We start from the raw sequence: 20,947 nt of genomic DNA, 5'->3' as shown, positions 1-20,947 counted from the left end.
CACCGCGCCTCCAGGCCGGTGAGGTCAGCGCTGGAAGCGCGCCTCGCGCTCGTCGGCGAGCCCGGCCTCGACGCGTGCGCGCATGTTCTCGGACATGTCGGGCAGTGCGTCGAGCCGGGCCCAGAACGCCTCGGTGTTCTCGCCGTCGGCGGGGTTCGGCGTGCCGGAGACGTACCGGCAGGCGAAGACCAGGTCGAGGTACTGCGAGCGGTCGCCGTTCGGGTAGGTCATCTCGGGCAGCACCTGGACCCACGCCAGGCGTTCGGCGACGGCGACGACGTCCGCTTCTTCCAGGACCTCGCGTTCGGCGGCGACGGCGGGTTCCTCGCCCGGGTCGACGATCCCGGTGACCGGGGTGTACGCGCCGGTGTCGGCCCGCCGAACCACGAGCAGTTCGCGATCGGCGCCGGAGCCGCGGGTCACGATGGCGCTCACGCCCGACAGCCAGAGCGGTGCCGTGCCGATCTTCTCGCGCAGGGACAGGACGAAGTCGGGGGTCGGCATGCCTCCACGCTACCCACCCGACCCCTGTCGCAGACTGGTCATGACCAGTAGGCTGGTGGTGTGGAGATCATCATCCTGCCCACGCCGGACGAGGTCGGTCGCGTCGCCGCGGCCAAGATCGCGTCCGTCGTCGCCAAGAAGCCGTCCGCCGTCATCGGTCTCGCCACCGGATCCAGCCCGCAGGGCATCTACGCCGACCTGCGGCGCCGGGTGCAGGCTGGTGAGATCTCGTTCGCCGAGGCGCGTGGGTTCGCCCTCGACGAGTACGTCGGCATCCCGCTCGAGCACCCCGAGTCCTACGCGGCCGTGATCGCCCGCGACGCCGTGGCCCCGCTCGGCTTCGACGCGTCGCGTGTGCGTGTGCCGGACGGCCGTGCCGCCGACCTGGAGTTCGCGGCCAAGGAGTACGACGCCGCGATCCGTGCCGCCGGTGGGATCGACGTGCAGATCCTCGGCATCGGAGCGAACGGCCACATCGGGTTCAACGAGCCGACGTCGTCGTTCGCCTCGCGCACCCGCATCAAGACCCTCGCGCCGTCGACCCGTGACGCCAACGCGCGCTTCTTCGACTCGCCCGAACAGGTCCCGACGCACTGCATGACGCAGGGGCTCGGCACCATCCTCGAGGCCCGCGAGCTCGTCCTCGTCGCCCAGGGGCCGTCGAAGGCAGCGGCCGTCGCCGCCGCGGTCGAGGGGCCGCTCAGCTCCTTCGTGCCCGGTTCGGCCCTGCAGCTGCACGAGCACGCGACCGTCGTCGTCGACGAGGAAGCCGCCGCCGGGCTGCAGCTCGCCGACTACTACCGCTACACGTACGCGAACAAGCCGGCCTGGCAGCGGTTCGAGTAGGCGCTGCGCCCTTCTCTCCACTCACACGCCGGCGTCTTGCCCCGGCGCCGCCGAAGCGTCGAGACGCCGCCGAATCCCGCGGCGTCTCGACGATTGCAGGGCGTCGAACGCACACGCCGGCGTCTCGCGGCAGCCACACGCCGGCGTCTCGCGGCAGCCACACGCCGGTCGACGCAGCTCGGGTTCAGGCGCGGGCGGCTGCGGCCAGGCGGCTGAGTCCCTCGTCGAGGGTCTCCGCCGAGCACCCGAAGTTCAGCCGCGCGAAGCCCCGGCCCTGCCGTCCGAACGCCGGGCCGGAGCCGAGCGCCACCTTCGCCCGGTCGACGAGCTCCGCTGCGGGATCGTCGCCCCACGGCAGCGCCCGCAGGTCGAGCCACGCCAGGTACGACGCCTGCGGCTGCCGGTACTCGGCGCCGGGCAGCACGTCGCCGATCCGCTCGGCCAGGGTCCGACGGTTCGCCGCGAGCTCGGTGAGCAGTGACGCCAGCCACGGTCCGCCCTCGCTGAAGGCCGCGACGCTCGCCGTGTAGCCGAGGATGCCGGTGCGCTCGACGACCTCGGTCGGCAGGCCGTCGAACCACGCGCGGGCCCGCTCCGAGGCGCCGATCATCATCGCGCACTTCGTGCCGGCGAGGTTCCAGGCCTTGCTCGCGCTCGTCAGGGCGACGCCGAGCGACGCGGCCTCGGGGCAGGACTCCAGGAACGGCGTGAAGACCGCGTCGGCGTGCACGAGCGGCGCGTGGATCTCGTCGGACACCACGACGGCGTCCCACTCGGCGGCCAGCTTCGCGAGTGCGACGAGCGACTCGCGGTCGTGCACCAGCCCGAGGGGGTTGTGCGGGTTGCAGAGCAGCACCGTGCGGGCTCCGTCGGCGAACGCCTGCGCGAGGCCGTCGAGGTCCATCCGCCAGCCGGCCGTGGTGTCGAAGGGGTCGGCCGGGCCCGCGGGGGCGAGCAGCGGGACCTCGGTGACGGTGCCGCCGGCCTCGGACACGTACTCCCAGAACGGCGGGTACACGGGCGGCATGATGACGACCTGGTCGCCCGGCTCGATGACCCGGCGCAGCACCTCGACCGCAGCGACCGACACGTCCGTGGTGGTGCGGACCAGGTCGGGGTCGACCCGCCACGCCCACCGGCTCTCGGCGAAGTCGGCGAACGCCTCGGGCAGGGCCCGTCCGTGCCCGACGTAGCCGGTGTCGCCGTTCGTCACCGCCGTGACCAGGGCGTCGCGGATCGGTTCGGCGAGCATGCTGTCCATCTCGGCGACGAACATGGGGAGCACGTCCGGCGGGTAGGCCGTGTACTTCTCGCTCGTGCGGGACCGGTACGCATCGAAGACGGACACCATGACGCTCATGCGCCCATCCTGACAGCGACCCCCGCGGGGCGCGAGGGTCGGGCGCCGCGCGGGCCGCGTCCGACGCCGGACCCGACGTGAACAGCGGGAGAGCGATCGGTGACGCGGGCGGCGTCCCCCGTCCGAGGGGGCTAGCGTCGCCGATGTGAACCGATCTCGCGTGCACCGTCGCCCGCTCGTCCGTCCGTTCCCGCTCGCCGCGGTGGCCGCGATCGCCGCCCTGGTGGGAACGGGGATCGTCGCCGCGCCCGCTGTGGGCTCGCCCTCGGCACAGGCCGGGCGGACCGTCAGCGATCCTGCGCGGTACGTCGACCCCTTCATCGGCACGAGCAACAACGGCAACACCTGGCCGGGTGCCACGGCGCCGTTCGGGATGATGCAGTGGAGTCCCACGGGCACCGCGGGTGACCAGACGTCGACCCCGGTCGCGAACGGGTACTCGTACGACGTGAACCGCTTGCGTGGCTTCAGCCTGACGCACCTGAACGGCGCCGGGTGCGCTCCGGGTGCAGCCGGCGACGTGCCGATCATGCCGGTCACCACCCCGGTCACGACCTCGCCGTCGGCCGACTCGAAGGACGCCGTCTACGCCGCCGGGTACTCGCACGACCAGGAGTCGGCGAGCCCCGGCCGCTACGGCGTGACGCTCGACAACGGCGTCCGCACCGACCTCGCCGTGACCACGCGTGCCGGCGTCGGTGCGTTCACGTTCCCGGCGGGCAAGGACGCGAACCTGCTGTTCCGCACCTCGAACTCGATCAACGGCAGCGAGGCCGCGGTCACCCGCGTCGACCCCCGCACCCGCACCGTCAGCGGCAGCGTCCTGACCGGCGGCTTCTGCAGCCGCCGCGCGAACGGCGGCGGCGCCACCAACCCGGACCGTCGCAGCTACTACCGCCTCTACTTCACCGCGACCTTCGACACGGCGTTCGCGAGCACCGGCACCTGGAAGGACGGCACGGTCCAGCCTGGAGGCACGTCCTCCTCCGGTGGGGAGGGCTACCTGACCGGCGCCGACCGCGCCGGACGCGGCTCCGGCGCGTGGGTCGGGTTCGATGCGCGTCGCGGAGCGACGGTGCAGGCGAAGATCGGCATCTCGTACGTGAGCGCGGCCGGGGCGGTCGCGAACCGTGACGGCGAGGTGACCGGGCGCTCGACCGTCGCCAGCGTCGCGGCAGGCACACGGGCCTCCTGGAACCGTGAACTGTCGCGCCTGCGCGTCGGTGGCGGCACGGCGGACCGCACCACCCAGCTCTACACGTCCGTCTACCACGCACTCATGCAGCCGAACACGCTGAACGACCGCGACGGGCGCTACCTCGGGCCGGACCTGCGGGTGCACCGGATGGACCGCGGACACCGGGCCGTCTACGGCACGTACTCCGGGTGGGACCAGTACCGGGCGCAGATCCAGCTGCTGGCCCTGCTGCGGCCGGACGTCGCCGGGGACATGGCGCAGTCGATGCTGCGGTTCGCCGAGCAGAACGGCGGGGTGTGGGACCGGTGGCTGCACCTCGGAGCGCCGACGCACGTGATGACCGGCGACCCCTCGGCCGCGACGCTCGCCACCTGGTACGCCATGGGCGTCCGGAACTTCGACGTCCGGGCCGCGTACGCCTCCCTCAAGCGCCAGGCGACGGTCGAGAACGCGGACGCCGAGAGCGACGTCGGGTGCCCCGGACAGTGCCTGTCGCAGCGGCCCGCGCTCGACGAGTACCTGGATCGGCAGTACGCCGCGAACGACGACTGCGCCTGCTGGGGTGGTGCGGCCGAGACCCTCGAGGACTCGATCTCCGACAGCGCGCTCGGGTACTGGGCAGGCGCACTCGGACTGCACTCCGATGCCCGGATGTTCGCCGCTCGTGGTGGGTACTGGAAGAACACCTTCAACGCGGCGGTCGGCCACCAAGCCGCTCGGCAGGCCGACGGATCGTGGACGCCGGGCTGGTCGCCCTCGACCGGCACCGGGTTCGCGCAGGGCACCAGTGCGCAGTACACCTGGCTCGTGCCGCAGGACGTGCGGGGGCTGTCGAGCGCGCTCGGTGGTGACGACGCCGCCGTCGCACGGCTCGACGACTTCTTCCACGACGCCTCGGGCAACTGGGCCGTCACGGGCGGGGACGCCACGAAGTTCGACCCGACGAACGAACCCGACATCCACACACCCTGGATGTACAACGCACTCGGCACGCCCTGGAAGACGCAGGAGACCGTGCGCCGGGTCGTGGACGACGCCTACTCGACCGGCCCCGGTGGGCTGCCGGGCAACGACGACCTCGGCACGATGAGCGCCTGGTACGTCTTCGCTTCGATCGGCCTGTTCCCGCAGACGCCCGGGCGAGCGGAGATGCTCATCGGCAGCCCGACGTTCAGCACGGTCGACATCCGACGCTCCAGCGGCGAGCGGCTCGTGATCCGGTCCTCGGGGACCGAGCCGTACGTGCAGGGGGCGCGGTTGAACGGGTGGACCCACGAGCGGTCGTGGGTGCCGGCGTCGTTCGTGACGCGTGGCGGGACGCTGTCGCTGCGGGTGGGCAACTCGGCGGACACGGGCTGGGCGAGCGGCGAGCGGGGGCGCCCGATCGATCACTGAACACTCCTTGACACACCGTACTTCAGCGGTGATATGTTGACCTCCTCGGGGAACACGAGGGGGAACCATGGGGGATCTGACGGTCGATCTGCCGACCATGCAAGCGGTCGCGCGAGCGGCGGGGCGAGCGGTCACTGACCTGCATCCCGAGCGACCGTTGTCCGGTTCGGACGGCGGTGCGTTCGGCTCAGGGGCGGTCGCATCCGCGTTCATCGCATCGTCCTCGGCCCACGATGCGATGATCCGTTCGCTCGGCGACGACGCGGACACACTCCGTGCGTACGTGACCACCGCCGCCGAAGCAGTCCTGCGGGCGGACGCCGACCTCGCCCGGCGGGTCCGGTGAGCGCGGACCCCGTCGCGGGCGATCCGGACGGCATCCAGCGGATCGCCCGAAGGCACGAAGACCGCTCGGACGCGGTCCGTGACGGCGCCCGGCACGTGCTCGTCGCTGCCGAGCACGCCGCCTCGGGCTGGGCGGGGCGGGCACAACAACAGTTCCTCGTGGCGGCAGCGGCGATGCCGGCGAGTGCGCATCGCGTCGCGGCGAGGCTGGACGCGGCGTCGGCTGCACTCGCCACCTACGCGCGCCAGGTGCGGGAGATCCAGGACGACGCCGCGAGCCTGCAGACGACGCGGCGGAACACCGCGGACGACATCGCGGCCAACGACCGAGCAATCCGCGACGCGACCGCGGCGGCATCCGGACCGGACGCGGTCGAGTCGGATCGGGCACTCCTGCAACAGCTGCAGCACAGCGGCGAGTGGCTGGCCGGGCTGGACGCTCGGCTGTCGGCGCAGTGGGACGAGCTCGTCGCCCGCCGGGCCGCAGCTGACCGAGCGGCGGCCGCTGCGCTCGAGGACCGCTCGGTGCTCGGCAAGCTGGTCTCCGCCGCGGTCGTGTCCGCGATGAGCGACGGGCAGTTCCTCACGTGGCTCGCCACCCTCGATCCGGAGAGCATCGCTGCGCTCGGTGGCGACTCGCGGGTCGCGAAGCGGCTCGCCGGCATCGACGCGGCGCAGGTCGCCGGGTGGTGGCAGGCGATGTCGGGCGTCGACGGTGCGCCGTCCGCGGCCCAGCGGGCGTTCGTCGCGGCGATGCCGGCGGTCATCGGCAACCTGAACGGTGTCGCCTCCTGGGCGCGGGCACGGGCGAACACGACGGTCTTGGCCGACCGGCTCGCACACGCACGGCGGCAGGTGCGCCACTGGCGCGAGCTGCACGACGCCGCCCGGAACCCCGCCGACGCGGCCGCGGCGCGCGAGCAGCTGCTCGTCTGGGAACGGCAGCGTGACGCCTACCGGAACATCCAGGACACCCTCGCGACGACGCCGGTCTCACTGGTGGCACTCGTCGACGACCGTCCACCGCTCGCGCAGATCGTCGCGGGTGACCTCGACCGTGCCACGCACGTCAGCGTCATCGTGCCGGGCATGAACACCGCGACGTACCAGGACGGCACGGTGCAGGACTACAGCGCGATCGCCATCGGCATGCGTGCGGAACAGGTCCGGGTGTCCGGTGCCCGCGCGGGCGACGTGGCCGTCCTGTCCTGGATCGGCTACCACCCGCCGATGGCTGACGACCCATCGTTCCGGACCGTCCTGGCGGACGACCGCGCGCAGGCGGGCGCGGGCCGGCTCGTGGCCGACCTCGACGGGTTCCACGCGGCACGAGCCGCTGCCGGGCGGGACGCCGACCTGACCGTCATGGGGCACTCCTACGGCACGACCGTGGCGACGATCGCCCTGACGAAGACGCACGCCGACCACGTGGTGCTGTTCGGCTCGGCCGGCGTCACGGACGCCGCACCGAAGGCGTCCGCACTGCACGTGCCCGAGGGACAGGTCTTCGCCACCCAGGGCGCGAAGGACGGCTGGGCCGTCACCGGGCAGAACCTGTCCGGTCGCCGTGACCCGACCGAGTCCACGTGGGACGCGCACGAGTTCAGCTCCGAGACCGAGGGTCGTGGGTCGGACACCCGGCACGGCGTCACCCGCCACGGGCCGTACGACGGCGATGACGACGACGGCCGGTACTCCTACTTCGACAACGGGACCACCGCCCAGTACAACGCTGCACGAGCGGCGATGGGGCACGGGGACGAGATCCCCGAGCGGGGCGGCCCCTTCGACCGGATGCGGCAGCAGACCAAGGACGACTGGCTCATGTACGGCTGGCAGACCGGGGGCACCGGTGACCCGATGCTCTGAACCGTGGGGCGCGGTGATCGCCGTCGTGTGTGCCGTGCTCCTGACCGGGTGCACCGACCCCGCCCTGTACTCCCCGATGCAGAAGGACACGTCGATGAACGTCGAACAGTCGCACCAGGACGTCCTGGACATCTTCGCCGCCGTGCGCTCGGTCGTCGGGCAGGACGGTTGGGGCGATGACGAGCCCGCCTGGTTCATCTGCGGCACGGGAGACCAGGAAGCCGCCCAGTACTCGTACTCGGCCTCGCGGAGGCTCCCGCTGCCGGGCACCCCCGACCAGGTCGCCGGGCGGGTCGCGAAGGCCCTCGCAGCGATCGGGTACGGCGGCGCCCGCGTCGAGCACGACGACACCCTGACGCCCGAGCGCACCGTCATCAGCTACCCGAAGGGGTACCTCGGCGGCACGGCAGGGGACGGTTTCGCCGTCCTGTTCCAGGCGTACGAGTCCCACGCGGACGTGACCATCTACGGGCACTGCGTCCCGGGCCGGGCCCCGAGGTTCGGTGAGCCCCTCAACCCCCGCCCGACCGACCTGCCGTGACGGGTTCGAGCGAACGGTGCGTGCCTCAGCGCAGCTCGCGCCCGCCGCCCCACACACGTTCGACCTCGAGCGCCGACGACAGCGCCACGAGGTCCGCGGCGAACCCCGGCGCCAGCCGACCCAGGCGGTCGCCGAGCCCCAGCGCGCCGGCCGGCACACTCGTCAGCGCCGCCACGGCCTCGGGCAGGGTCCGCCCGGCGAGCGAGACCGCGTTGCGGAGCGCCACGTCCTGCGTCAGTGTCGATCCCGCGATGGTCTCGGTCCCCGCGACGTGTGCGACGCCGTCGGTCACCGTGACGTCGAGCGACCCGAGTCGGTACGAGCCGTCCGCGGCGCCGGCAGCACCCATCGCATCGGTGATCAGCGCGACACGACCCGGCGTCGCCCGGAAGAGCGTGTCCGCCACGACCGGGTGCACGTGCACGCCGTCCAGGATGAGTTCGAGCGTCACGCGGTCGTCCGCCACGGCAGCGCCGATCGGTCCCGGCGCGCGGTGGTGCAGGCCGGGCATCGCGTTGCACGCGTGGGTCAGGATCGTCGCGCCGGCGTCGAAGGCGGCCCGGGCCTGGTCGTACGTGCCGACCGTGTGGCCGACGGCGACCGTGACACCGGCTTCGACGAACCGACGGACGGCGTCGAGCGCGCCCGGCAGCTCGGGCGCGATGGTGACCTGGCGGATGACGCCCTCGCCCGCTTCGAGCAACGCGTCGACCGCAGCGGGCGTCGGGTCGATCAGGAACGACTCGTTGTGGGCGCCCTTGTTGTGCGGGGACAGGAACGGCCCCTCCAGGTGCACGCCGAGCACGAGTGGGTCGGTAGCCATGACGGCACGGACGTGGGTCAGCGACGCCACGAGCGCGGGGACCGGGTTCGCGACGAGCGACAGGACGGAACGGGTCGTGCCGTGCGCGCGGTGCATCGCGAGCGAGCCGTCGAACGAGTCGTCCTCGTACGCCTCGGTCGCCCCACCGTGCCCGTGCAGGTCCACGAACCCGGGCGTCAGGACCCGGTCGCCCAGGTCGACGACCTGGTCGGCCGCGGGGGCCTCGGGGCCGGAGCCGGTCGCGTGGATCGTGTCACCGACGACCAGGACCCAGCCGTCGGCCGTGGTGCCGGCCGCGTCGACGACGCGGGCCGCGCGGACCAGCGTGCGCTGGGCCTCCCGGCCGGTCTGGAGGCCCGTGGCGGTCATGCGGTCTCCTTGCGGAACGCGATCACGCCGCTCAGGGCGGCGATCACGATGAAGACGATCCCGACGACCGGATGGCCGATGGAGATCCAGGTCGCGCCTGCGGCGACGACCAGGGCGACCTCGACGATGGTCTTGCCGACGATGTCGGTCTCGATCGGAGAGCGCGGTGAGCGGAAGAAGTACCAGACGACCGCGGCGAACAGCGGGGCGCCGACCATGAACAGGTAGCCGGGGAGTGGGAGCTGCCACGACCAGTAGCCCCAGAAGGCCAGGGACAACAGCCCGAACACCATCACGGCGATGCGCAGGACCTTCCAGGCCTCGAACCGCGGTCGCGGCTGCCGGACGGCTGCCGGGTCGGGGACCGATTCCCAGTCGACGGGGGACTGCGGGGCGTTGGTCATGGTGCTGCCTACTTGAAGATGATGGTGCGGGCGCCGTCGAGCAGGACGCGGTCCTCGGCGATCCAGCGCACCGCCTGGGTGAGCGTGCGGGACTCCTCGTCCTGCCCGATGGACACCAGCTCGGCCGGTTCTTTGGTGTGGTCGACGCGGACGACGTTCTGCTCGATGATCGGGCCCTCGTCGAGGTCGCTCGTGACGAAGTGCGCGGTCGCGCCGATGAGCTTCACCCCGCGGGCGTGCGCCTGCCGGTACGGGTTCGCGCCCTTGAAGCCGGGCAGGAACGAGTGGTGGATGTTCACGGCACGGCCCTCGAGCGCGGCGCAGAGTCCGGGCGACAGGATCTGCATGTAGCGGGCGAGGACGACGAGCTCGATGTCGTGCTCCTCCACCGCCTGCAGCACGCGCCGCTCCATCTGCTCCTTCGACTCGGCGTCGGTGACCGGACGGTGCTCGAACGGCACGGAGTAGAACGCGGCGAGCTCGGACAGGTCCGCGTGGTTCGACAGCACGAGGGGCACCTCGATCGGCAGCTGTCCGCCGCGCTGCCGGTAGAGCAGGTCGTTGAGGCAGTGACCGGCCTTCGACACGAGCACGAGGGTGCGCAGCGGACGACCGACGACGTCGAGCTGGACGCGGGCGTCGTAGCGGGTGGCGACGGGCGCGAGTGCTGCCTCGAAGGCGGCGCGGTCGACCGGCGCCATCACCTGCAGGCGCATGAAGAACGTGTTGGTGTCGGCGCTGGAGAACTGCTGCGACTCGGTGATGTTGCCCTGGGCGGCGACGATCGCTCCGGAGACGGCGTGCACGATCCCGGGCTGGTCGTCGCAGACGAGCGTCAGGGTCCAGTGCGTGGGGGTCGGGTCGGTCACCGGATCAGGGTACCGGCCGCGGGGGAGGTGCTTCGTGAGCACGAATGGTCGAGTGCGCCGCGGCGACTCGACCACTCGTGCTCACGAAGCGTCAGCGCCGGTGCGCGAGCAGGCGGCGGACGAAGGAGACCTCCATGCACAGGGCCAGGACCGTCGCGGCGATGCCGCTGCCGACGGACGCGGAACCCCGGTCGGCGTTGACGATCGCCGCGATCGGGATGCCGATGCAGAGGATGCCGCAGATCACCACGTTCCAGATCGCGCCTGCCGTGGTGTCACTGCTGAACCCGCCGCCCTTCGCCATGCCCCGACGCTACCGGTCCGCGGGCGGCGAGGCTCCAGGACGTCCGGCGGTCGTCGAGTGAGCAGAAGACGTCGGGTGCGGGGGTGCGAGCCGTCGTCTTCTGCTCACTCGGCGTCGGGCGAGGCTTCCGATGTCGGTCAGGGAACGGCGGACCCGTCGTCGCCCGCGTCCGGCTCGAGCAACGGGAGCAGGGTCGCCGAGATCGGTTCCGCACCGTCGCCGAACCACGCGTTGCTCGCCCGGACGATCGGGTGGGCGCGTGCCAGCAGCGCCTCGCCCTGGTCGGTCAGTCGCATCCGGGAGGCCCGTCCCCGGCCCGGTGCGGCGCCCCGCTCCACGAGTCCCCGCGTCGAGAGCCCCCCGACGAGCGTCGTCATGCTCTGCGGTCGGACGCCGACCGCGCGCGCCAGGTCGGCCTGGCTGAGCTCGCCGGCCGCTGCGAGCTGGATGAGCGCGCCGAACTCGACGGGCGTCAACCCGAGCGGCGCCAGCTCGGCCGCGAGTCGGCGGGAGAGCGTCCGTGCGGCCCGGATGACCGTCCACGCCACGATGCCGTCGACGTCGTCGCACGGGGCTGGGAGTTCCTGGGGCACGGGGCGATCGTACCGGCGTACGTTCTGGTATCAGGAAACTGATACCAGAACGGGTCAGTGGGACGAGGAGCAGACATGGGCGAGATCGTGGCGGTCACCGGCGTGACCGGGGACGTCGGGGGCAAGACCGCGGAGCTGCTGCGGGCGGCAGGGGTGACGGTCCGCGCAGTGGTCCGACGCCCCGAGCAGGTCGACGCGCTCCGGGCACGCGGCATCGACGGTCGCCTGGCCGACCTGGACGACGAGGACGCGCTCACCGCGGCGCTCGACGGGGCCGACCGCTTCTTCCTCGTGACGCCGGTCAGCCAGCGGCAGCGGGAGCAGGGCGCCAGCGGGGTCCGAGCGGCACAGCGGGCCGGGGTCGGACGGATCGTGCAGCTGTCGGGCGGAGACGCCGCCGAGCACTCCCCGATGTCGTGGGCGAGCGCCGCCTGGCACACCGACCGGCTGGTACGCGAGAGCGGGTTGGCGTGGACGATCCTGCACCCCTCGTCGTTCATGACGAACGTGCAGCCCTCGGCACCGGCGATCCGACGGGGGTGGTTCCCGCACACCACGGGCCGCGGGGTGATCGGCTGGATCGACACCGAGGACATCGCCCGGACGGCGGCGCGGGTGCTGACCGAGGACAGCCACGACGGCACCGAACCGGTGCTCACCGGCCCGGACCTGCTCGATGCGCGGGGTGTCGCCGCCGCGCTCGCCGAAGGGCTCGGCCGACCCGTGCGCCCCCTGCACCTGCCGAGCCGGGTCTACGCCGCTGTGCTGCGCCTGAGCGGGGTGCCCGCCTGGCAGGCCGAGGGGCTCCGGCAGCAGTTCGGCCGGGTCGTCCGCCGCGGCCTCGACGGCGTCGACGTGATGAGCGCCGACGTCCTGCGCATCACCGGCACCGCACCGCGGAGCCTGGCCGACTGGGCGCGAGCCCACCGCGACGACCTGCTGGGGTGACCCGTCGCGCCGGAGGTGATCCGGGCCTCCAGGCCGTGGGCCGTCAGCGCGACGTGAGCGTGACGACCAGGTGTTCCTGTACGAAGCCGAGCCAGTCGTAGACGTCGCGCAGGCCGACGCCCGCGTCGGCCTCGACCGAGCGCTCCTCGTCGTCGGCGTCCTCGATGCCCAGCCGGTCGGCGATCGTCAGCCGCAGGTCGGTGAGGGTGCGGAGCCACGCCTGCTCGTCCTCGGCGTCGAGCGAACCGTCGCGGGTGCCCGTCAGCCACTCGTGCACGATCGAGGCGTTCGTCGTCTTCTGCGTGAGCAGGTCGGACTGCGTGTACTTCCGGAACTCTGCGCTCGCCTCGTCGTCACCGGGGTAGGCGTCCGGGAACATCCGCTCGCTGATCGGGTCGGCGGACAGGTCGCCGCCGAGCACCTGCCGCAGCTGCTCGGTGAGCGAGGCGAGCAGGTCGCGCTCGCCGGAGGACAGGCCGAGGTGGACGCCGTCGGCGCGGCGGACGAACGGGATCACGCTTCGGGGGCCTTGTCGACGGTCGCCTGCAGGCCGTAGCCGTGCATCGACTGGACGTGGGCCTCCATCGACTCGCGCGGGCCCGTTGCCACGATCGCGCGGCCGTCGTCGTTCACCTGGTGCATGAGCCGCTCGGCCTGCGCGCGCGAGAACCCGAAGTGCTGCTGGAAGACGTAGGTGACGTAGGACATCAGGTTGACCGGGTCGTCCCAGACCACGGTGACCCACGGGGTGTCCGCCCGTGCACTGGTCCGTTCGTCCGTGGTGGTCCGTTCGTCCACGTCGGGCGAGAGCAGCGTCATGCATCCAGGGTGACACAGGGCGGGGTCGCTCGGTACGATCGTCACGTCGCGACTGGCGTTGGATGGGTCACCATCAGGGAGCGACATAGACACGGTGCGCGGCCGTACGCCTGGGCTGCACCGACCGACCGTCCGAGTGCGACCAGCTGGTCGTCCGCACACCGTAGGAGTCCCGTGTCCATTGCCGATCTGCCCCCGTTCGTCTCCGACTCTGCCGAGGTGGCCGAGCAGGCCGCCGCCCGCGCCGCGTTCAACGCCCCGCTCACCGAGGTCGACCCCGAGATCGCCGCCGTCCTGCAGCAGGAGCTCGGCCGCCAGCGCGACACCCTCGAGATGATCGCGTCCGAGAACTTCGTGCCGCGTGCCGTGCTCGAGTCGCAGGGCTCCGTGCTCACCAACAAGTACGCCGAGGGCTACCCGGGCAAGCGCTACTACGGCGGCTGCGAGTACGTCGACGTCGCCGAGCAGCTCGCCATCGACCGTGCCAAGGCGCTGTTCGGTGCCGAGTACGCCAACGTCCAGCCGCACTCCGGCGCGACGGCCAACGCCGCTGTCCTGCACGCCATCGCCTCGGCGGGCGACACCATCCTCGGCCTCGAGCTCGCCCACGGTGGTCACCTGACCCACGGCATGAAGCTGAACTTCTCGGGCCGCATCTACAACGCCGTGGCGTACGGCGTCGACCCCGAGACGTTCGAGGTCGACTACGACGACATCCGCGCCAAGGCCATCGAGCACCAGCCGAAGGTCCTGATCGCCGGCTGGTCCGCCTACCCGCGCCAGCTCGACTTCGCGAAGTTCCGCGAGATCGCGGACGAGGTCGGCGCGAAGCTCTGGGTCGACATGGCGCACTTCGCCGGCCTCGTCGCCGCCGGGCTGCACCCGTCCCCGGTCCCACACGCCCACGTCGTCTCGTCGACGGTCCACAAGACCCTGGGGGGCCCCCGCTCGGGCATCATCCTGTCGAACGACGAGACCCTGTTCAAGAAGCTGAACTCCGCGGTCTTCCCGGGCCAGCAGGGCGGCCCGCTCATGCACGTGATCGCCGCCAAGGCCACCGCGTTCCTGCTCGCCGGCACCCCCGAGTTCAAGGACCGTCAGGAGCGCACGATCCGCGGCGCCCAGGCCCTCGCCGCCCGCCTGACCGCGGACGACGCCAAGGCCGCGGGCATCGACGTGCTCACCGGCGGCACCGACGTGCACCTGGTGCTCGTCGACCTGCGCACGTCCGAGGTCGACGGCAAGCAGGCCGAAGACCTGCTGCACGAGGTCGGCATCACCGTGAACCGCAACTCCGTGCCGTTCGACCCGCGCCCGCCGATGGTCACCTCGGGTGTCCGCATCGGCACCTCTGCGCTGGCGACCCGCGGCTTCGGCGACGCCGAGTTCACCGAGGTGGCCGACATCATCGCGCTGACCCTCATGCCGAACCCGGACGTCGCAGCGCTCTCGGCACGGGTGAAGGCCCTGACCGACGCGTTCCCGCTGTACGCGTGAGCGGCACCATCCCTCGGACGCTCTGGGCCGGAGAGGGCAGCGCCGTCCGCATCGACGGCACGGCCCTCGCCGCCCGGACGCTCGACGAACTGCGGGGCCGGATCGACCGCCTGCACGAGCACGGCATCCGTCCGGGCCTCGGCACGATCATGGTCGGCGCGAACCCCGGCTCGATGTCCTACGTCGCGGGCAAGCACCGCGACTCGGCGTCGATCGGCCTCGACTCGCACCGCATCGACCTGCCGTCGTCCGCGAGCGCCGCGGACATCCGGGCCGCGATCCTGCAGATGAACGACGACCCCCGCGTCACCGCCTTCATCGTGCAGCTCCCGCTGCCGCAGGGCATCGACCCGACGCCGATGCTCGAGCTGATGGACCCGGCGAAGGACGCCGACGGCCTGCACCCGACGAACCTCGGCGAGCTGGTGCTCGCCGTGCCGGGTGGTGCCGGCACGATCGACGCACCGCTGCCGTGCACCCCGCGGGGCATCGTCGCGATGCTCGACGCGTACGAGATCCCGATCCGTGGTGCGCACGTGACGATCATCGGCCAGGGGCTGACCGTCGGACGGCCGCTCGGCCTGCTGCTCACGCGACTCGAGGCCACCGCGACCCTGACGCACTCGCTGACCGCCGACGTCGCCGCGGAGTGCCGTCGCGCCGACATCATCGTCGCCGCTGCCGGGGTCGCCGGGCTCGTCAAGCCGGACTGGGTGCGGCCCGGTGCCGCCGTGATCGACGTGGGCATCACCCGCGTGGTCAACGAGGAGACCGGCAAGGCGAAGCTGCACGGCGACGTCGACCCCGCGGTCGCATCGGTCGCGGGCTTCCTGTCGCCGACTCCCGGCGGCGTCGGGCCGATGACCCGCGCGATGCTGATGAAGAACGTGGTCGAGGCCGCCGAGCGCCAGCTGTCGTAGCACGCGCGGTCGCGCGGGGCTCGGCGCGGTCGCGATCGTGAGCAGCAATGGTCGGGTGGCGTCATCGCACCCGACCATTGCTGCTCACGAAGTGCACCCCGCCGGTGCTACGGTCGCGGCATGGGGGACGAACGACTGCAGACGGCGCCGGTGATGCGACCCCGGCCCGAGCCGTCGCAACTGACCAAGGACGCCCGGTGGCTGATCGTCATCGTGGCGATCTGCGTGCTGTTCCAGGCTCCGGGGTCGACCTGGGCGACGACCTTCGTGCACGCCGGCCAGGAGTACACGTTCACGTCGGGTCCCTGGTTCGGGTGGACGCTCGCGACGGTGGGGTTCGCAGTCGTCGGGTTCGTCGTCGCGATCGCCCGCCGTGGGGCAGCCCGGTTCGACGAGCACACCGTGATGGGCCTGACCCTGGCCGCCGTGCTCGGGACCACCGCGCTGGTGTGGCTGCTCATGCCGGCGCAGTCCGCGTGGGTGGAGTGGGCCGTGGAGCACGGTCGGGCGCACCCGTTCGTGCTCGGGAACGTCGTGGAGCACGTCCGGTACGCGGACTACCTCGGCTGAGTCGGCCGAGCCGTCGAACGCACGGCGGGCACGGCTCGTCCGGCCTCGCCGTGCTTTCGTGCTGAACGACAGCTCACGGGCTGATCGCCGCGTGACCTGTCGCTGAGCGCGAAACGTCGAGCGCCGAGCGCCGAGCGGCCGAGCGCGCGGGTGACGGCCTGCGCCGCAGCGGTCAGTCGCGCCGAGCGCCCTGCGCGGCGCGCACCGTGAACACGTTCGGCTCGCGGTACCCGGCGTCGGCGAACGCGGCGGTGACCGCTGCGGCGATCGCGTCACGCGACGCCTGGTCGACGAGCGCGATCGCCGCACCGCCGAACCCCCCGCCGGTCATGCGGGCGCCGACGGCGCCGTGCTCGACCGCCGTCGCGACGGCCAGGTCGAGCTCCGGAACGGAGATCTCGAAGTCGTCGCGCATCGACTCGTGCGACGCGACCAGCAGCGGACCGATCGCCCGGGGGCCCTGTTCGCGCAGGGTGCGGACGGTGTCCAGGACACGCTGGTCCTCGGTCACGATGTGCCGCACACGACGGAAGGTCTCGTCGTCCAGGAGCTCCTGCGCACGGGGCAGGTCCTCGATGCTGACGTCACGCAGTGCCTCGACGCCGAGCACCTCGGCACCCTTCTCGCACGAGGCCCGACGAGCGGCGTAGCCACCGGTCGCGTGGGCGTGCTCGACACGGGTGTCGATCACCAGGACCTCGAGCCCGTTCGCTTCGAGCGCCAGGTCGACGACGGCGGTGTCGAGCGTGCGGCAGTCGAGGAACACGACGGCGTCCTGCTCGCCGAGCAGCGAGGCCGACTGGTCCATGATCCCGGTGGGGGCGCCCACAGCGTGGTTCTCCGAGTACTGCCCGACGCGCGCCAGGGACTTCCGGTCGAGGCCGAGTGCCCACAGGTCGTTGAACGCCAGCGCGACACCGCACTCGATCGCGGCACTGGACGACAGGCCGGCACCGACCGGGACCTCGGAGTCGATGAAGACGTCGAACCCGGTCTTGTCGCTCAGATCGGCACCCGCCTGCTCGCGCAGGGCCCAGGCGATCCCGAAGACGTAGGCCGACCAGCCGTCCATGGCCCCGGGCGACAGGTCGTCGAGGGACAGCGCGACAGGCTCGCTCGCGGCGTCGAAGGCCGATGCCACGCGGATCATCCGGTCGTCGCGCTGGGCGATGGACGCGGTGGTGCGACGGTCGATCGCGAAGGGCAACACGTAGCCGTCGTTGTAGTCGGTGTGCTCACCGATCAGGTTGACGCGACCCGGTGCGGAGTACCGCACCGTCGGCTCGTACCCGAAGACCTGCTGGAACGTCATGCGCGCTCGACTCCTTGTCGGATGAACTCGGCCGCCTTCTCGGGCACGAGGTCCCCGATCCAGGCGCCCATGGCGGCTTCGCTGCCGGCCAGGAACTTCAACTTGTCCGCCGCGCGTCGCGGCGAGGTGATCTGCAGCATCAGCCGCACGGTGTCGCGGGCGGTGTGCACCGGCGCCTGGTGCCACGCGGCGATGTACGGCGTCGGGTCGCCGTAGAGCGCGTCGAGCCCACGGGTGAGCCGGAGGTGCATGTGCGCCAGCTCGTCCTTCTCGGCGTCGGTCAGGCCGGCGAAGTCGGGCACGTGGCGGTGCGGCAGCATGTGGATCTCGATGGGCCAGCGCGCGGCGAACGGGACGAAGGCGGTGAAGTGCTCGCCGGCGAGGACGACCCGCTCGGAACCCCGCTCGTTCGCGAGGTGCTGCTCGAACAGGTCCGGCCCGAACCGCTCGATGCTCGCGAGCAGGCGCTGGGTGCGCGGCGTGATGTACGGGTACGAGTAGATCTGCCCGTGCGGGTGGTGCAGCGTGACGCCGATCGCCTCGCCCCGGTTCTCGAAGGGGAACACCTGCTGGATGCCCGGCATCGCGGAGAGCGCGGCGGTGCGGTCGGCCCAGGCTTCGACGACGGTGCGGGCACGCGACTCGGAGATGGAGGCGAAGGAACCCGAGGTCTCGGGGGAGAAGCACACGACCTCGCACCGGCCGACCGAGCGGAGCTGGCGGTTCAGGCCGACGTCGCTCAGGGACTCGAGCGACTCGGGGGCGTCGTCGGCTTCGAGCAGCGGTCCGAACGACGGCGAGCGGTTCTCGAACACCGCGACGTCGTAGCGGCTCGGGATCTCGGACGGGTTGGCCGGGCTCTGGGGCGCGAGCGGGTCCTGGTCGGCCGGCGGCAGGAACACACGGTTCTGCCGGGACGCAGCGATCGACACCCACTCACCCGTCAGGACGTCCTGCCGCATCCGCGCCGTCTCGGGCCGCGGGTCGAGCACGCGGTCGTCGATGCTGCGTTCCGCGGGCAGCGTCGAGTCGGCGTCGTCGAAGTAGAAGAGGTCGCGGCCGTCCGCGAGCTTCGTCACGCGCTTGGTGATCACCGGAACAGCCTAGCGCCCATCCGAAGCGTTGCGAAGGACATCGGAAGCAAGCGAAACTGTCCACATGACGGACGCCGACCTCTCCTTCCTCGCCGGCGCGCTGCCCGCGCCCCTGCGGCAGGACCGCATCGTCGCGATCGTCGACGGTGCCCCGGGCATGGTCCGGACGGCCGCGTTGGCCGCGTCCCTCGGCACCAGCGAGGTGACCGTCCGCCAGGACCTCGCCGTCCTCGACCAGGAGGCCCGGATCCGCCGGGTGCACGGGGGCGCGGTCCGCCTCGGGGCCGGCTCCACCGAGCGCCCCTTCGAGGAGACCGCCGTCGAGCACCAGGTGGCCAAGGCCGCCATCGGCCGCGCGGCCGCTGCGCTGGTCCGCCCGGGGGAGTGCGTCGTCCTCGACGTCGGCACCACGCCGGCCGCCGTCGCCGAGGCCCTCGTGGCGCGCACCGAGCTCACCGGCGTCACGGTCGTCACGAACTCCCTCACCACGGCGCTCGCGCTCGAGCGAGCTGTCCCGCGCTTCACCGTGATCGTCACCGGCGGCACCCTCCGGCCCCTGCAGCACTCGCTCGTCGCCCCCTTCAACGGCGCGGTCCTGCCGATGATCGCCGCGGACCTCGTGTTCCTCGGCGGGACCGGACTCGACGTCGACCACGGCCTGACGAACGTGAACCTGCCCGAGACCGAGGCCAAGCGGATGCTCGCGGCGACGGCCCGGCGTACGGTCGTGGTCGCGGACGGGTCGAAGTTCGGCCGGGCCCACATCGGGGTCGTCCGCGCGCTCGAGGACATCGACGTCGTCGTCACCGCCGAGGCCGACGCCGCCGCGGTCGCCACGATCCGGGCGGCCGGGGCCCAGGTGATCGTCGCCGACGGCGAGCAGCACACCGAACCAGCCGGAAGGAAGAACACCCCATGACCGCAGCACCCACGGGTGGCCAGTACCGCCTCCACCACGCCGGACCCGACGGGGTCGTCGAAGCCGTGGTCACCGAGGTCGCCGCGGGCATCCGCGAACTCCGCGTCGCCGGCTTCGACATCACCGAGCCGTTCCCCGTGACCGAGCAGCCGCCGGGGGCGAACGGCATCGTCCTGGCACCCTGGCCGAACCGCGTGGCCGGTGGTGTGTGGGAGCTCGACGGGAAGCGGCAGCAGCTCGACGTCTCGGAGCCCAAGTACGGCAACGCCTCGCACGGACTGCTCCGGTTCGCCCCGTACCGGGTGGTCTCGCAGACCGAGACGTCGATCCAGCAAGAAGCGACGATCCACCCGCAGCACGGGTGGCCCTTCACCCTCGAGACGCGCGTGCTGCACGAGCTCGTCGACGACGGCATCCGCGTCACGCACCAGGTCACGAACCGCTCGGGCGTCCGCGCACCCTTCGCCGTCGGCGCGCACCCGTACCTGCGTGCCGGTGACACCCCCGCCGACGACCTGGTCGTCACGCTCGACGCCGCGACCGCCTTCACCGTCGACGAGCAGAAGGTGCCGAAGGGGTCGGTGCCGGTCGAGGGCACCCCGTACGACCTCCGTCAGGGGCGGCGGGCCGGGGACTCGGACCTCGACACCGCGTACACGGACGTCACCCCCGACGCCGAGGGGATCCGCCGCACGACGATGCACGGGCCCGAGGGTGACGGGGTGGAGCTCTGGCAGGACGCCTCGTTCCCGTACGTGCAGGTCTTCACGTCGCGCGAGTACCCGCGCGGCGACGGGAAGGGCCTGGCCGTCGCGGTGGAACCGATGACGGCGCCCGCGAACGCCCTGAACTCCGGCGAGGGCCTGCGCTGGCTCGAGCCCGACGAGACCTGGACCGGTTCGTGGGGGATCCGCCGCGTCTGGTCCTGAGGACTCCGGTCGGCTCGCACCGCTGACACGACGAAGGCCCCGCCGGGTGTCCGGCGGGGCCTTGTGCGTTCGCGTCGGAAGCCGGGCGTCAGCCGCGGCGCATCCGGAGCGCCTCGACCGCGAGGGACTCGGTGGCGTACCGGCCGACCTCGTGCGCCCAGGCTGGGTCGTCGCCGCGGAGCGCGATGAAGTCCTTGCGCTGGCGGCAGACGTAACCGAGCACGGCGGTGGCGGTCGCGACCTCGATGAAGTCCTTGCGGATGTGGCGGGTCGTGACCTGGGCGTTGCGGCGGAGCGTGTCGAGCAGGAGCTCGTTGCTCATCGTCGTGTTGGTCGCTGCTGCGAGCTCGACGATGCGGCGCGCGTCACCGGTGGTGCTGGTCTGCGTGGCTTCGATGGGCTCGATCACGGTGTACCCCGTTCGTTCGTGGTGGTGCGGTGCTGCAGGATCCGGTGATCGGATCCGGGAACGACACTATCTGCGGGAGCCCAACAGTCCGCTGGGCACCGACTGTGCTG

The 20,947-nt window shown here is 72.1% G+C and carries 22 protein-coding genes and 1 riboswitch; of the genes, 10 read left to right on the top strand and 12 right to left on the bottom strand.

Annotated elements, in window-relative coordinates:
• Nucleotides 1-24: 24 nt before the first annotated feature.
• A complete protein-coding gene (locus ACL00U_RS15195; protein WP_017888122.1) occupies nucleotides 25-504 on the bottom strand; it encodes an NUDIX hydrolase in 480 nt (159 codons plus the stop codon).
• Between the two features lie 60 nt (nucleotides 505-564).
• Here ACL00U_RS15195 and nagB point away from each other — a divergent pair, with 60 nt between their 5' ends.
• Nucleotides 565-1,350: a glucosamine-6-phosphate deaminase gene (nagB, locus tag ACL00U_RS15190; protein ID WP_274007368.1), complete on the top strand. Its 786-nt coding sequence runs from the start codon at nucleotides 565-567 to the stop codon at nucleotides 1,348-1,350.
• A 184-nt stretch (nucleotides 1,351-1,534) separates the two neighbouring features.
• Here nagB and ACL00U_RS15185 read toward each other — a convergent pair whose 3' ends face one another.
• On the bottom strand, nucleotides 1,535-2,710 hold the full coding sequence (locus tag ACL00U_RS15185; RefSeq protein WP_017888120.1) for a MalY/PatB family protein: 1,176 nt from the start codon (nucleotides 2,708-2,710) through the stop codon (nucleotides 1,535-1,537).
• A gap of 145 nt (nucleotides 2,711-2,855) precedes the next feature.
• Between ACL00U_RS15185 and ACL00U_RS15180 the strand changes: the two genes are divergently transcribed.
• From ACL00U_RS15180 to ACL00U_RS15170, 3 genes are all read left to right on the top strand, one after another.
• On the top strand, nucleotides 2,856-5,303 hold the full coding sequence (locus ACL00U_RS15180) for a GH92 family glycosyl hydrolase (protein WP_240048641.1): 2,448 nt from the start codon (nucleotides 2,856-2,858) through the stop codon (nucleotides 5,301-5,303).
• Nucleotides 5,304-5,645: 342 nt separating this feature from the next.
• Nucleotides 5,646-7,517: an alpha/beta hydrolase gene (locus ACL00U_RS15175; RefSeq protein WP_412873577.1), complete on the top strand. Its 1,872-nt coding sequence runs from the start codon at nucleotides 5,646-5,648 to the stop codon at nucleotides 7,515-7,517.
• Between the two features lie 13 nt (nucleotides 7,518-7,530).
• Nucleotides 7,531-8,058, top strand: coding sequence for a hypothetical protein (locus tag ACL00U_RS15170; protein WP_412873576.1), 528 nt, complete (start codon nucleotides 7,531-7,533; stop codon nucleotides 8,056-8,058).
• Between the two features lie 25 nt (nucleotides 8,059-8,083).
• On the opposite strand, the gene nagA is transcribed toward ACL00U_RS15170, so the two are convergent.
• From nagA to ACL00U_RS15145, 5 genes are all read right to left on the bottom strand, one after another.
• The gene (nagA, locus tag ACL00U_RS15165; RefSeq protein ID WP_042539248.1) at nucleotides 8,084-9,250 is read right to left on the bottom strand and encodes an N-acetylglucosamine-6-phosphate deacetylase; all 1,167 of its coding nucleotides are present in this window, start codon (nucleotides 9,248-9,250) and stop codon (nucleotides 8,084-8,086) included.
• A complete protein-coding gene (locus ACL00U_RS15160) occupies nucleotides 9,247-9,654 on the bottom strand; it encodes a YrdB family protein (RefSeq protein ID WP_052481808.1) in 408 nt (135 codons plus the stop codon). Before ACL00U_RS15160 ends, nagA begins: the two co-directional genes overlap by 4 nt.
• An 8-nt stretch (nucleotides 9,655-9,662) precedes the next feature.
• A complete protein-coding gene (gene purU / locus ACL00U_RS15155; RefSeq protein ID WP_031260247.1) occupies nucleotides 9,663-10,523 on the bottom strand; it encodes a formyltetrahydrofolate deformylase in 861 nt (286 codons plus the stop codon).
• Between the two features lie 91 nt (nucleotides 10,524-10,614).
• Nucleotides 10,615-10,827 carry a hypothetical protein gene (locus tag ACL00U_RS15150; RefSeq protein WP_194590026.1) on the bottom strand — a complete coding sequence of 71 codons (213 nt, stop codon included), beginning with the start codon at nucleotides 10,825-10,827 and terminating at the stop codon, nucleotides 10,615-10,617.
• A 137-nt stretch (nucleotides 10,828-10,964) separates the two neighbouring features.
• Nucleotides 10,965-11,420 carry a MarR family winged helix-turn-helix transcriptional regulator gene (locus ACL00U_RS15145; protein ID WP_412873575.1) on the bottom strand — a complete coding sequence of 152 codons (456 nt, stop codon included), beginning with the start codon at nucleotides 11,418-11,420 and terminating at the stop codon, nucleotides 10,965-10,967.
• A 75-nt stretch (nucleotides 11,421-11,495) separates the two neighbouring features.
• On the opposite strand from ACL00U_RS15145, the gene ACL00U_RS15140 reads away from it, so the two are divergent.
• Nucleotides 11,496-12,368, top strand: a complete 873-nt coding sequence (locus ACL00U_RS15140; protein ID WP_052481810.1) for an NAD(P)H-binding protein — start codon at nucleotides 11,496-11,498, stop codon at nucleotides 12,366-12,368.
• 43 nt (nucleotides 12,369-12,411) lie between these two features.
• On the opposite strand, the gene ACL00U_RS15135 is transcribed toward ACL00U_RS15140, so the two are convergent.
• Both ACL00U_RS15135 and clpS read right to left on the bottom strand, forming a co-directional pair.
• A complete protein-coding gene (locus ACL00U_RS15135; protein ID WP_017888109.1) occupies nucleotides 12,412-12,885 on the bottom strand; it encodes a DUF2017 family protein in 474 nt (157 codons plus the stop codon).
• Nucleotides 12,882-13,187, bottom strand: coding sequence for an ATP-dependent Clp protease adapter ClpS (gene clpS, locus ACL00U_RS15130; RefSeq protein ID WP_042539252.1), 306 nt, complete (start codon nucleotides 13,185-13,187; stop codon nucleotides 12,882-12,884). The genes ACL00U_RS15135 and clpS overlap by 4 nt, the downstream gene beginning before the upstream one ends.
• A gap of 38 nt (nucleotides 13,188-13,225) precedes the next feature.
• Nucleotides 13,226-13,310: riboswitch (ZMP/ZTP riboswitch) on the top strand.
• A 96-nt stretch (nucleotides 13,311-13,406) separates the two neighbouring features.
• On the opposite strand from clpS, the gene glyA reads away from it, so the two are divergent.
• From glyA to ACL00U_RS15115, 3 genes are all read left to right on the top strand, one after another.
• Nucleotides 13,407-14,684 (top strand): serine hydroxymethyltransferase, encoded by a 1,278-nt coding sequence (glyA, locus tag ACL00U_RS15125; RefSeq protein ID WP_056071863.1) that lies wholly within the window; start codon nucleotides 13,407-13,409, stop codon nucleotides 14,682-14,684.
• Entirely contained in the window at nucleotides 14,681-15,604 is a 924-nt protein-coding gene (locus ACL00U_RS15120; RefSeq protein ID WP_412873574.1) for a tetrahydrofolate dehydrogenase/cyclohydrolase catalytic domain-containing protein, read from the top strand. Before glyA ends, ACL00U_RS15120 begins: the two co-directional genes overlap by 4 nt.
• Nucleotides 15,605-15,724: 120 nt before the next feature.
• Nucleotides 15,725-16,174: a hypothetical protein gene (locus ACL00U_RS15115; RefSeq protein WP_214518630.1), complete on the top strand. Its 450-nt coding sequence runs from the start codon at nucleotides 15,725-15,727 to the stop codon at nucleotides 16,172-16,174.
• Nucleotides 16,175-16,346: 172 nt separating this feature from the next.
• Here the strand turns inward: ACL00U_RS15115 and galK are convergent, their stop codons facing one another.
• Both galK and galT read right to left on the bottom strand, forming a co-directional pair.
• A complete protein-coding gene (gene galK, locus ACL00U_RS15110) occupies nucleotides 16,347-17,486 on the bottom strand; it encodes a galactokinase (protein ID WP_042539255.1) in 1,140 nt (379 codons plus the stop codon).
• A complete protein-coding gene (galT, locus tag ACL00U_RS15105; protein ID WP_140448512.1) occupies nucleotides 17,483-18,580 on the bottom strand; it encodes a galactose-1-phosphate uridylyltransferase in 1,098 nt (365 codons plus the stop codon). Before galT ends, galK begins: the two co-directional genes overlap by 4 nt.
• 64 nt (nucleotides 18,581-18,644) lie before the next feature.
• On the opposite strand from galT, the gene ACL00U_RS15100 reads away from it, so the two are divergent.
• Nucleotides 18,645-19,499, top strand: a complete 855-nt coding sequence (locus tag ACL00U_RS15100; protein WP_110863128.1) for a DeoR/GlpR family DNA-binding transcription regulator — start codon at nucleotides 18,645-18,647, stop codon at nucleotides 19,497-19,499.
• A complete protein-coding gene (locus tag ACL00U_RS15095; RefSeq protein WP_412873573.1) occupies nucleotides 19,496-20,428 on the top strand; it encodes an aldose 1-epimerase family protein in 933 nt (310 codons plus the stop codon). The genes ACL00U_RS15100 and ACL00U_RS15095 overlap by 4 nt, the downstream gene beginning before the upstream one ends.
• 88 nt (nucleotides 20,429-20,516) lie before the next feature.
• Here the strand turns inward: ACL00U_RS15095 and ACL00U_RS15090 are convergent, their stop codons facing one another.
• Nucleotides 20,517-20,837: a hypothetical protein gene (locus ACL00U_RS15090; protein WP_027466636.1), complete on the bottom strand. Its 321-nt coding sequence runs from the start codon at nucleotides 20,835-20,837 to the stop codon at nucleotides 20,517-20,519.
• Nucleotides 20,838-20,947: the final 110 nt, after the last annotated feature.

Origin of the sequence: Curtobacterium poinsettiae, assembly GCF_047226435.1 — a bacterium.
In the GTDB taxonomy this organism is placed as follows: domain Bacteria; phylum Actinomycetota; class Actinomycetes; order Actinomycetales; family Microbacteriaceae; genus Curtobacterium; species Curtobacterium poinsettiae.
This window is presented reverse-complemented; position numbering and strand designations above follow the sequence as displayed.